Raw genomic sequence first — 11,568 nt, 5'->3', positions numbered from 1 at the left:
GTCGATGCGCGAAGAGGCGCGCACTACCTGACGGGAGCAGGCGCCCTGGGGCCGGACACGCGCCCCTGCACGCCTTGCACGAGCCAGTTCATCTTCAGGATCTGCTCGTCGCCCAGCTGCGTGCCCTTGGCGATCGTGACGCGGCCTTCGTTGTCGCGCACATCGCTGTTCACTGCGCGGAACGGCTGCAGCTTGCCGGCGGCGATGTCCTGCTGCCGCGCGAGCACCTCGTCCTGCACCGCCTTGGGCACGCGGGTGCCGAAGTCGCCGACGCGGATCATTCCTTCCTTCACGCCACCCCAGACGTTGCCGCTCTTCCAACTGCCGTCGAGCACCGCCTTCGCGCGCTGCGTGTAGTAGCCGCCCCATTGGTGGGTGACGGCGACGAGCTGCGCGTCGGGCGCGATCTTTCGCATGTCGGAGTGGTAGGCGATGGCCATCTTGCCGCGCTCCTGCGCGGCCGCCATCACGGCCGTGGAGCCGGTGTGGAAGGCGACCACGTCGGCGTTCTGGTTGAACAGCGCCATCGCCGCGTCGCGCTCCTTCGGCGGATCGAACCATTCGTTGAGCCACACCACGATCACCTTGGCGTCGGGGTTCACCGAACGCATGCCGAGCGTGAACGCGTTGATGCCCTGCAGCACCTCGGGAATCGGGAAGCCCGCCACGTAGCCGGCCACGTTGCTCTTCGTCATGCGGCCGGCCGCGATGCCCGCGAGGTAGCGGCCTTCGTAGTAGCGCGCGTTCGCGGTCGCCACATTGGGCGCGGTCTTGTAGCCGGTGACGGATTCGAACTTCACGTCGGGAAAGTCCTTCGCCACTTTCAGCGTCGGCTCCATGTAGCCGAAGCTCGGCGTGAAGATGAGGGTGTTGCCCTGCTGCGCGAGGTCGCGAATGACGCGCTCGGCATCGGCGCCCTCGGCCACGTTCTCGACATAGGTGGTCTTCACCCTGTCGCCCAGCGCCGTTGCGACGGCCTGGCGGCCCTCTTCATGCTGGCGCACCCAGCCCGCATCGGTGACGGGCGTGACGTAGACGAAGCCGATCTTCAGCGGCGCAGTCAGCGCCACCTTGGGCGGCGGCTGCGGCGTCTGGGAAAAAGCGGGAGACAAACAGCAAGCGGCAACCCACGCCAGAACGGCGCGGCCCGCGAGGTTTTTGTACATGGTGGTCCTCTACATGGCCCCGGAAAAGCAAAAACCCGCAGCCGGCCGGGACGCCCTGCTGCGGGGGGAACGATTTTAAGCGGGCCGTTTCGACCCTCGATGGCCGGCCTATTCGGTTTCCGGCGACTGCAGGCTCGCGGAGATCTGGTACTCGACCCAGCCCCAGTAGTGGTCGAAGGTCGCGCCGTCCTCCATGGCCTTTTTCCAGCTGGCGCGGGCGAAGGCGGGGTGCTCGTTCGCGGTGCCGTACTTGTCGCCCAGGTCGGCCGCGCTCAGGTCGATGTCGCCCGCGAAGGCGTCCAGCAAAACAAGCGTTTCGCTCGGCGCCGGGGTTTCGGCGGGCGTGGTGTCCAGCGGAATGGCGGCGTTGCGGCCCGCGAGCACCACGCAGTCGCGGCCCCTTGCCTTGGCCCGCAGGAGCGCCATGTCCGCCTCCTTGAGCGACGTGCTCGCGTCGCGCGTGGCCGTCAATGGCGCGATGCCGATCGACAAGGTGAGCGGGATCGTTTCCGAATCGACGGAGAACAAATGGTCGGAGAAGGCCGCGCGGATGGCTTCGGTGCAGGCATGCGCCTGCGCAAGCGGCATCGCCTCGAAGACCAAGCCGAACTCCTCCCCTCCCAGCCGCGCGATGGAGGCAGTGCCCGGGACCAGCGCGCTCAGCCGCCTGGCGACCTCCACCAGCGCAACGTCGCCCGCGTCATGGCCGAAGCGGTCGTTGACCGATTTGAAATAGTCCAGGTCGACGATGGCCACGGCCCCTTGCGAGCCGCCCTGCACGGCCGCCTGCGCCGCCTGCAGCACGTCGTTGAAACGGCGACGGTTGGGCAGCCCGGTCAGGGCATCCGTCTCCGACAGGTCGACCAGGCGCCGGTTGAGCAGCGAGAGTTCGCGGTGCGCGGCGAGCAGGGCGTCCTCGCGCTGGACCAGCTCGGTCACGTCGGTCCACACGCAGGCGATGCCGCCCATGTCCCAGGCTTGCTCCTGCACCCGGTAGAAGCGCCCGGTACGCGCGCGCATCGTGAGCGGGGCCCGGAGCGGGCCGGCGTCGGTGCTGCGGCACAGCTCGGCGAAGGCGTCGTCGCCGCCGAAGATGTCCTCGAACTTCTGCCAGTAGGCACCCTGCCCGGCATCGCGCCGCTCGATGGACGGCACCCGCTCGATGAGGCTGAGGAAATGCTCCGAGAAGAACCGGGAGTTGACGTAGCGCAGGCTCCCCGCCGCGTCGTGAACGATCAGGCCCACATTGACGACCGCCATCAGCCCCTGCAGCAGGTTGCCCTCCGTGCCGGGCGCCTTCTGCGCGGACACGTCGGTCCACATCTTGAGGCGGCCGCCCCCGGGCCGGGGAAACATGCGCATTTCCAGCCAGCGGCCGTCGGCGCGCTGGTACTGGAGCGGGCCCTCCTCGTGGGCGTGCCGGTGCAGTGCGTTGCGCACGGCGTCGGCGCGCTCCTGCGGGGAGGCGTGGGGGTGCTGCACCGCCAGGAAGGGCTCCAGCGTCTCGAGGTAGGTGGTTCCGACCCGCAGAAAGGGCACCACCTCCGGAAAGAAGGCCAGGTAGCGCTCGTTCCAGAAGGTGACCTGCTCCGAAGCGTCGTAGCTGCACACGGCGGATGCGCCGTGCGCCATCAACGCCTGTGCAAGAAACTCTGAGTCGGAAATCATCTGATTTGTCAACGCCTGCCTGATTGAGTGCCTTGAGTGTGGCGAGATACGCCGCACCCGCCGGGTAAGGCGGCCCGAATTGTTTCATGAATTTGCAAAATTGCTTACAAAGTCAGGCGTTTGATTGCATTGCGGCGGCCGGGCGGCGAGACCGGGGCATCGACCTACTTCAATGTCGGCGCTTCGCTGTACGCGGCGGGCGCAGTGCCGCGCCAGCCTTGCAGGCCAGATCATTCCCTCAGAGAAAAAAGAAAGGCCAGCCCATGACCGCTGCTTCCACCACCATGCCTGCATCGATCGCCGACGAATCGATGACTCCGCTCGACATCTCCCAAGCCGTGCTGGAGGGTGAGGAAAACCCTAACGTCGTGCGACCGCTCAGCCTGAAGGAACAGGCCGCGCAGAGCGCGGCGAATGCCGACGATGGCCCCTTGGGCAAGCGCGCACGCCTGATGCGCGCGCTTCGAAGCCCCGCCGCTGCCTGGGGCGGTGCTGCGGTGACAGGGATTGCGCTGGCGCTGTTCTACGCGCGGCGCACCAACCGGGTCTAGCCGGATCTAGGAAGCTGCCGGGTCGTGCGCGGCGTCTCCGTGCACGCCCATGCCCATTCCGGGGCCACCCCCGCCCCCGTCGCCGCCTTTTCCCGCACTTCCCGCGCCCCCCCCTTGGACCCGCCCGCGCCTTCGCGCGCAGGCGTTCCCTTGGCACGTACCGGCCCCTGCTTTGGGATGCCGAGTTCCGGCGGAATCGGGTCGAGGTCGAGCACGTCGCGAATGAAAAGGCGCAGCGACACCACCAGTTCAGCCGTTTCCACGGGCCGTCCCGCCACCATGTCGTTGGCCGCGCTTGCGGCAAGGCGCACCTGCGTCTCGGTGCCCAGCAGGATCACGTCGGACAGCGCCGCCTCGACCGTGTCCCGGGTGCGCCGGCGCCGGTCCGACGCGGCAAGGGCCGCCGCCTCGGAGCCCTCGCGCGTGCGCAACTCGCGCAGGTGGCTGGGGTCCACCGACAGGTCCCCGGTGAAAGAGCCGCCCAGCACCTTGTAGGCAGCGATGAGCGTCTTGAGCCGCTCGTTGATCTGGCGGTTGGCGCGTTCGCGCCGCTGCTGCACGCTGTGCATCACGGCGAGGCGGATGCCCACAGCCACCAGGGAGACGACCACAAGGCCGAGCAGCGTGGTCAGCAGGCCTTGCCAGGAACTGAAGTCGAGTGAGTTGCGCATGGTCTCGAACCATCATAGGCGCGCACGCCCCGGGCAGCGCCCGGCGATCGCAACCCGCGCCGCGGTCCTACACGGCCGCCGGCGCGGCCGCCGCCTCGGCCAGCGCCCTGGCGAACAGTTCGTTGCGGTGGTGCAGCCCCATGCGTTCGAAGGCGCGGTTGCGGTAGGTCTTCACCGTGCCCGCGGAAATGCCGAGGTCGGCGGCGATGCCGTCGTAGGTCCAGCCGCGCAGCAGCCGCTGGCACACCTCGCGCTCGCGGCGCGGCAGGTCGGCCAGCGCGGCGGGTTCGGGGTTGAGCGTGACGTCATGGGGTGCCTGCATTTCTCCCAGGTGCTGCGGCGCCGTGAGCCGCAGGTGCAGTTGCACCGTGGCCAGCAGCGGCGGTGCCAGGCTGCACAGCAGGTCGACCTCGTCGTCGCGGAACGACGACTGTTCCATGCCGCGGTAGAGGTTCACCGCCAGCACGCCGCCTGCGCCGCCGCCGCCGAGCGCATCGCCCGCCACCAGCGACACGCGCTCGCGCAGGCCGTGGCGGATGTAGATCGCCTTGCGGTGCTCCAGCGGAATTTCGCGCGCATGCCAGCGCGTGACCACGGCGTCGCCGCCCTCGGTGACCTCGCGGGCCGCAAGAAAGGTGCGGTCGCGGCTGTAGAGGCCCTGGCGGTACACGCGCCATGAATCGCGCGTGCCGTCGGCGATGCCGAAGGCTCCGCCGCCGTAGCTCTGGGGCGGTGCATCGGGAAACAGCTTGTAGATCGACATCCAGCACATCGGCAGCATGCGGTTGAGCTCGATCAGCGCCTTGGCGCTGAAATCGGGCTGGCCGGTGCAGCCGATGACGCCGGCCAGCGCCAGGCTCGCGCGCTCCGACGCGGTCGCGAGGGGCGCGGGCGCCGGTCGATGCTTGAGGGGTATCAGGTCCATGGGGCCAAGCTAGCGCGTGCCGCGCGTTCTTCCATCGGGATTGACCCTGTTCCGGCCTGCTTCGGTGGACCTCATTGGCAGCTGAAGCTGGCCGCGTCCTCGATGCTGCCGCTGCCCGTGTAGCGCGACTGCTTCGGCCATGCGCACAACGGACGCGTGCGGCCCGGCGTGGTCACATCGCGGTTCTCGGGCCGGGCGCGCGCCACGATGCGCTCGGGCGGCTGGCCGTTCTCGACCCAGTTCACCAACGCGCCCAGGCCGTCGTACTGGTCGGTGGCCGGGCCGCCCGCGCAGTGCGCCATGTTGGGCACGGTGAACAGGCGGGCCATGGCGTCGGTCTTGTCGCCGTAGCGCTCGCGCAGCTGGCCCAGGTAGCGCACCGTGTCCTTCACCGAGAACACCGGGTCGCTCACGCCGTGGAAGAAGAGCATCTTTCCGCCGTGCCGCGCATAGGCGTCGACGTTCGGCGAATCGGGCACCTCCCACTGAATGGCCGACTGCGTGAAGGTGGCGTTCGACGCACGCACCTTGGCGCTGTCGCGTGCCACGTCGTAACCCAGCGCATGGCCGTAGAAATCGGCCGTGACCGTGGGCGGCGTGCTGAAGACCATGGCCAGCGCGCCGGTCATGAGCGTGATGTTGCGCGCGTTCGGCACGGCGCCGGGCGCGTCGCCGAACTTCCAGCGCGTCCACTCCTGCGAGTGCAGGCCGGCGTCGAAGGTCCAGTCGCTGTAGATCGCGCGGCCGTCCGCGTCCTTCGGGCCCGCGAAGGACTTCGCGAGCGCATCGACCTGCGTGCCGCTCAGGCACTGCGCGGTCTTGCCGCCGGTGCAGCGCAGCGCCTCGGGCTTGAACTTGCAGGCGGGCCAGTTGTCGACGATGCCGTCGCGCAGGCCGTCGAGCGCGTCGCACTGCTTGAGCACCTCGGTCGTCACCAGCTTCATGTCGGCCGGCGAGAACGCGGCCGAGAGCACCGGGCGGCCGTTCACCAGGGGCGCATTTTCAGCGGCGGCCCTGGCGTAGAGCTGCGTGTCGTACACCGCCTGCACCGAGGCCAGCGGCACGCGGTAGGCCGGCGCGGAGGCGATCACGCCGTCGAACATGTCGGGGTAGCGCTGCGCCATCATCAGGGCCTGCCGCCCGCCGTTGGAGCAGCCCACAAAATAGGAATGCTCGGGCGCCTTCGCGTAGTGCGCGGCAATCAGCGCCTTGGCCACGAGGCCGGTCTGCGCCATCGAGTTGTAGCCGTTGTCCAGCCGCGCCTGCGGATCGAGGCCGAAGCGGTACGGCCCGTCGGGACCGGGCTCGTCGATGTGGCCCGTGTCGGTGAACACCACCGCATAGCCCTGCAGCAAGGCGTTGCTGGTGTTGCCCCCGCCGGTGAGCTGGCCGACCGCGTCGCGCAAGGTGCCGTCGGTGCCGCCGCCGCCCTGGAAGAAGAAGCGGCCGTTCCAGGCCGCGGGCATCCGCAGGTCGAAGCCAATGGCGTAGGGCTTGCCGTCGATGCCGGTGCGCTCGTTGATCTTGCCCTGCACATGGCAATGCGCGGGCACCGGCGCCGTGGAACCGGGCGCGCCGGGCTGCACGCCGGTGAGCTGGATGTCGCCTGCGGGCACCGTCTCGCTGAGCGTGAGGCGCGTACCTGTGGGCACTGCGGAGGCCAGCCGTGCGCAGGCCAGCGGCGCGTTCGACGCGCCCGTGGATGCGGACCCGCCCGTGTCGATGCCCGAGCAACCCGCCAACAGCAGCACACCGGCCGCGAGAAGGTGCGTGCGCATGCTCAGTCTCCCTTGAAGCCGGTGGCCGCCACCACCTTCTGCCAGCGCACCGTCTCGGTGGCGATCATGCGGCGCGTGTCCGCCGCGCTGGTGCCCGCGATGCTGAACCCGGCCTCCTCCAGCCGGCGGCGCACCTCGGGCGACTGCACGGCCGCCACCACCTGCGCATTGAGCTTGTCGATCACCGCCTGCGGTGTGCCCACGGGCACGAACAGCGCGAACCACGCCGAGAAATCGGCCTTGGGAAAACCCGATTCGGTGAACGTGGGCACCGCCGGCAGCAGCGGCGAACGCTGCGGCGCGGTGGTGGCCAGCGCGCGCATCTTCTCGCCCTTGACCTGCGCCATGGCCAGCGCGGTCGACACGAAGGCCGCCTGCACGTCGCCCGCGATGATGGCCGTCACCGCATCGCCGGTCGCGCGAAAGTGCACCGGCTCCCACCTTGAAGCCGCCCTGCTCCGCGAACATCTCCGCGCCGAAATGGCCGGGCGTGCCCGCGCCGAAGGTGCCGAAGTTGACCTTGTCCTTGTCCGCCTTGGCCATATTCACGAAGTCGGCCACCGTTTTCGCGGGCGACGAGTTCGGCACCACCAGGACGAAGTCGGTGCGCACCACCTCCGACACCGGTACCAGTTCGCGTGCCGGGTCGTAGGGCAGCTTGGAGAACGCGGCCGGCGCGATGCTGATGGCGCTCACGTCGGCGATCAGCAGCGTGTAGCCGTCGGCCGGGCTCTTGGCGACGAACTGCGCGGCAATCTGCCCGCCCGCGCCGGCACGGTTCTCGATGACCATCGGCTGGCCGATGGTCTCGCCCAGGCGCTGGCCGAGCACGCGCGTGAGCACGTCGGGGCCCGTGCCGGGCGCAAAGCCGACGGCGAGCCGCACCGAACGCGACGGGTAGGCTTGCGCGCTCTGGGCAAAGGCAAGCTGCGGGCAGGCCAGCGCCAGGGACGCCGCGGCGCCCGCGGTGAGGCACGCTCTTCTGGACATCTGCTTGGGGTTCATCGGTTTGTCTCCGTTGGTTCTTGAATCGAATGTGCTCGAAGGGCCCGGCTCACCGGCCCTTGTAGTCGGGGCTGCGCTTTTCCATGAAGGCGCGCGGTCCTTCGCGTGCGTCGGCGCTGGCGAACACCGCCTTCTTCGCGCGGTCTTCGAGCCGGTAGCCGACATCCAGCGGCACGCCGTTGGCTTCCATCACCGTCTGCTTGACGGCTTGCACCGCGAGCGGCCCGTTGGCGGCGATCTGCTGCGCGATCTCGTTCGCCTTGGCCATGAGCCGGTCCGCAGGAACCACGTGGTTGACCAGCCCGCACTGCAAGGCGACCTCTGCGTTCATGGGCCTACCGGTGAGCATGAATTCCATCGCCCGCGCATGCCCGATCTGCCGCGGCAGCCGCACCATCGAGCCCGCGAAGGGAATCAACGCGCGCTGCACTTCGGGCAGCCCGAAGCTCGCATGCGCGGCGGCAATGCGGATGTCGGTGCCCAGCATGGTCTCGAAGCCCGCGGCCATGCAGGCGCCGTTGATGGCCGCGATCACCGGCTTGTGCAGCGCGAAGTCGCGCAGCGACGAGGCCGCCAGCACCAGCGGGTCGGCGAGCATGCGGTGCTCGAAGGCATCGGCCGGCGCGCGGTCGCCGGTCATCAGCGGCAGCGTGGTCGCCAGGTCGCCGCCCGCGCAGAAGGCCAGCTCGCCCGCGCCGGTGAGGATGGCCACGCGCAGGGCCGCGTCGGCGCGAAAGTCGACGAAGGCGTCGGCCAGCAGGCACAGCATGCGCGGCGTGAGCGCATTGCGCGCCTGCGGCCGGTCGAGCGTGATGGTGGCAACGTGGCCGTTCTTCTCATAGCGGATGTCATCGTTCATTCGACGACCTCCGCGCCGCGCGCTTGCTCGGGGCGGCCCGGCGCGGCGCTCATGCCTCGGCTCCTTCGGCGGTGCCGACACGGCAGTTCAGCGCGAACACGCCGAGCAGTCTGCGCACCTGCGCGGCGGTGCCGGGGTCGTCGCCGGCGAGCGTGCAATGCACCACCAGCCCCTTGCCCTCGGCGCGCACGTCGACTTGCACCTTCGACGCCAGCGCGCTGCGCGCGAGCCGGTCTTCCACCACCCAGCGGATCGCCATGGCGCGCAGCGTGGGCTTGTAGAGCTTGCCGATCGCGGTGACGGGCAGCGCGTCGAGGATGAAGATGGCTTTCGGAAACGCGGGCCGCTCGGGAATGCGCGCCTGCGCGAACGCGGCCAGCTGCTCGCTGCCGACCGTGCGGCCCGGGCGCAGCGACACATAGGCCACCGGCACCTCGCCCGCGTACTCGTCGGGCGCGCCGACGGCCGCGGCCAGCAGCACGTCGGGGTGGGCCATGAGCGCGTCCTCGATCACCACGGGGTCGATGTTGTGGCTGCTGCGGATGATCAGGTCCTTCGAGCGCCCGGTGACGAACACCCGCCCCTGCGCATCGATGCGGCCGACGTCGCCGGTCACCAGCCAGCCACCCTCGGCGAGCACGCCGGCGTTGTTGTCCGCATCGGTGTAGCCCGGCCCCACGTTCGGGCCTTGTATCTGCAGGATGCCCTCTTCACCTTCCTCGCCAGTCGCCAGCGGCGCGCCGGTTTCATCGGCCACGCGCACACGGGTGAACGGCAGCGGCCAGCCGACCGAGCCCGCCACGCGCGGCGCGGCCACCGGCTCGATGGCGATCACGCCGCCGCACTCGGTCATGCCCAGGATGTTGCGCACCGCAATGCCGAGCCGCTGCTCGAAGGCCTCGGCCAGGTCCGACGGCAGCGGCGAGCCGCCCGTGAGCAGGCAGCGCACGCGCGACAGGTCTTCGCCGTTGCGCGGCACGCCCAGCAGCGTGGACATCACGGTCGGCACCGCCGCCAGCAGCGTGACGCGGTTCAGCGCCACGAACTGCCAGTAGGCCTGCATGAAGGCCGTGTTGCGCAGGCCCAGCAGCGTGGGCAGCACCACCTCGCCGCCTGAAAGCAGGGTCGACAGGCCGTAAACGAAGGAGCCCGCCACATGGAACAGCGGGAAACCGTTGAGCACCACGTCGTTTGCCGTGGTGCCGTACATGCGCGCCGCGCCCCACGCCGCATGCAGCTGGTTGCCGTGCGTGTGCTGCGCGAGCTTGGGCCGGCCCGTGGTGCCGCCGGTGTGGAACAGCGCGGCGATGCGGTGGGCATCGGGTTGGCGCGTGCGCTGCAGCGGCGCGTCCGGGTGGGAGGCCAGCAGCGCATCGAAGTCGAGCGTTCCTTGCGCCCCTGCCGCACCTTCCGCACCTTCCGCGCCGCCGACCGCGATCACATGCGCCAGCGACCTGCAGCGGCGGCGCAGGCCGGGCACGCGGCGCCAGATGTCCAGTTCGGGGTTCGGCCCCAGCGCGACCAGCACGTTGACCTGCGCGGCGTCGATCAGCTCGGCGATGTGTTCCTCGCCCAGCAGGTAATTGATGGGGCAGGCCACGCCGGCCGCCTCGGCACCCCACAGGGTGAAGTAGGCCTCGGGAATGGCGGGCAGCAGGAAGGCGACCCGAGGCTCGGCGTCGCCGCACAGCGCGGTGAACGCACGGGCCGCGCGGCGCACCTGCGCCACCAGTTCCGCATGCGTCCAGCGCGCGGGCGGCACCGAGGGGTCGGCACTGCGGATGTAGGTGATGGCGGGCCGCTCGGGGTGCCGCCGCGCCGCGTCCTCCAGCGCATCGAGCACGTCCGCATGCGGCATGAAGTCCGCATAGGGTGCGTGTTCGATCCGCCGGATGTCTTCCAGGCTGCCGATGCCAGTTGCTGCTCTCAAACGCGCGCTCCCAAGTCAGGGGTGACCCGTTGCCGGGCAAATGTCTGACGGGAGCGTAAGCAGGCGGCGACGCGGCGTCTGTCTGCCGCGATGGGGACAGGCTTACCCTGGGACGGCCACGCCTGCGCTCGCACGCACGCCGTAGCGCGCCGCGGGCGCGGTGCGCGACAGCCGTGCCGACATCGCGCGGCGCGCCGCCTCGAAGGCGTTCCACTCGTCCTGGTCCGGCAGCGCGGGAATCGTGACCTGCTCGCCCAGGTCGAGCCCCGCGAGCGCCGCATCGACCATGTTCTCGGCCGTCATCACGATCTCGTTCGGCAGGTGCTGCACCGGCAGGCCGGCGATGCCCCAGAACTCGGTGGCCGTGGCGCCCGGCAGCACCGCCTGCACGCGCACGCCCTTGCCGGCCAGCTCGTGCTGCAGCGACTGGCTCAGTGCCAGCACGAAGGCCTTGCTGCCGCCGTACACGCCGTTGAGCGTTTCGGGCGAGACGGCCACGGTGGAGGCGATGTTCACCAGCGTGCCCGCGCCGCGCCCCACGAAGCCCGGCACCGCCGCATACGTGAGCCGCGTGAGCACGTTCACGTTGAGCGCAATCATGTCTTCCATCTTGTCGACATCGGACGCGAGCAGCGGTGCGGTGGCGCCCACGCCGGCGTTGTTCACCAGCAGCGTGATGTCGCTGCGCGTGCGCAGCACGGCCTCGACGCGCGCGATGTCGCCCTTGCTCATGAGGTCCGCGGGCAAAACCTCGACCTTGCGCCCGGTCTCGCCCGCGAGCCGGTCCGCCAGCGCGCCCAGGCGTTCGCGGTTGCGCGCCACCAGGACCAGGTCGTAGCCGCGGCGTGCCAGGCGGTCGGCGTACACGGCGCCAATGCCCGACGATGCGCCGGTGATGAGGGCGGTGCCCTTTGTCGATGCAGTCATGAAAACTTCCTTTGTCGCCACACGGTGGTGCGGCCGTGGGGGAAGTTTCTTCCTTCGAGGCGATGGCGTAAATGTCATATAAGCCACC

Annotated in this window: 9 protein-coding genes and 2 pseudogenes; 1 reads left to right on the top strand and 10 read right to left on the bottom strand. The window is 69.8% G+C overall.

Annotated elements, in window-relative coordinates; translation table 11 throughout:
- Window positions 1-23: 23 nt before the first annotated feature.
- Both ACSFBM_RS17970 and ACSFBM_RS17965 read right to left on the bottom strand, forming a co-directional pair.
- Complete coding sequence (locus tag ACSFBM_RS17970; protein ID WP_435485545.1) at window positions 24-1,166, bottom strand: BMP family ABC transporter substrate-binding protein; 1,143 nt, start codon at window positions 1,164-1,166, stop codon at window positions 24-26.
- Between the two features lie 108 nt (window positions 1,167-1,274).
- Window positions 1,275-2,834, bottom strand: coding sequence for a sensor domain-containing diguanylate cyclase (locus ACSFBM_RS17965; RefSeq protein WP_435485544.1), 1,560 nt, complete (start codon window positions 2,832-2,834; stop codon window positions 1,275-1,277).
- Window positions 2,835-3,097: 263 nt separating this feature from the next.
- Here ACSFBM_RS17965 and ACSFBM_RS17960 point away from each other — a divergent pair, with 263 nt between their 5' ends.
- A complete protein-coding gene (locus tag ACSFBM_RS17960) occupies window positions 3,098-3,385 on the top strand; it encodes a hypothetical protein (RefSeq protein ID WP_435485543.1) in 288 nt (95 codons plus the stop codon).
- Between the two features lie 6 nt (window positions 3,386-3,391).
- Here ACSFBM_RS17960 and ACSFBM_RS17955 read toward each other — a convergent pair.
- From ACSFBM_RS17955 to ACSFBM_RS17920, 8 genes and pseudogenes are all read right to left on the bottom strand, one after another.
- Window positions 3,392-4,056 (bottom strand): annotated as a pseudogene (locus ACSFBM_RS17955) (hypothetical protein).
- A gap of 67 nt (window positions 4,057-4,123) precedes the next feature.
- Entirely contained in the window at window positions 4,124-4,981 is an 858-nt protein-coding gene (locus tag ACSFBM_RS17950; protein ID WP_435485542.1) for a helix-turn-helix transcriptional regulator, read from the bottom strand.
- Window positions 4,982-5,052: 71 nt separating this feature from the next.
- Entirely contained in the window at window positions 5,053-6,759 is a 1,707-nt protein-coding gene (locus tag ACSFBM_RS17945) for a tannase/feruloyl esterase family alpha/beta hydrolase (protein ID WP_435485740.1), read from the bottom strand.
- 2 nt (window positions 6,760-6,761) lie between these two features.
- Complete coding sequence (locus ACSFBM_RS17940; RefSeq protein ID WP_435485739.1) at window positions 6,762-7,163, bottom strand: tripartite tricarboxylate transporter substrate-binding protein; 402 nt, start codon at window positions 7,161-7,163, stop codon at window positions 6,762-6,764.
- A 97-nt stretch (window positions 7,164-7,260) separates the two neighbouring features.
- Window positions 7,261-7,551, bottom strand: a pseudogene (locus ACSFBM_RS17935) (Bug family tripartite tricarboxylate transporter substrate binding protein); the annotation flags it as partial.
- A gap of 262 nt (window positions 7,552-7,813) precedes the next feature.
- Window positions 7,814-8,623 carry an enoyl-CoA hydratase-related protein gene (locus ACSFBM_RS17930; protein ID WP_435485541.1) on the bottom strand — a complete coding sequence of 270 codons (810 nt, stop codon included), beginning with the start codon at window positions 8,621-8,623 and terminating at the stop codon, window positions 7,814-7,816.
- A 49-nt stretch (window positions 8,624-8,672) separates the two neighbouring features.
- Window positions 8,673-10,553, bottom strand: a complete 1,881-nt coding sequence (locus tag ACSFBM_RS17925; RefSeq protein WP_435485540.1) for an acyl-CoA synthetase — start codon at window positions 10,551-10,553, stop codon at window positions 8,673-8,675.
- A gap of 102 nt (window positions 10,554-10,655) precedes the next feature.
- Window positions 10,656-11,480, bottom strand: coding sequence for an SDR family NAD(P)-dependent oxidoreductase (locus ACSFBM_RS17920; RefSeq protein ID WP_435485539.1), 825 nt, complete (start codon window positions 11,478-11,480; stop codon window positions 10,656-10,658).
- Between the last annotated feature and the right edge of the window lie 88 nt (window positions 11,481-11,568).

This window comes from Variovorax pasteuri (assembly GCF_051216435.1).
Lineage (GTDB): Bacteria > Pseudomonadota > Gammaproteobacteria > Burkholderiales > Burkholderiaceae_C > Variovorax.
This window is presented reverse-complemented; position numbering and strand designations above follow the sequence as displayed.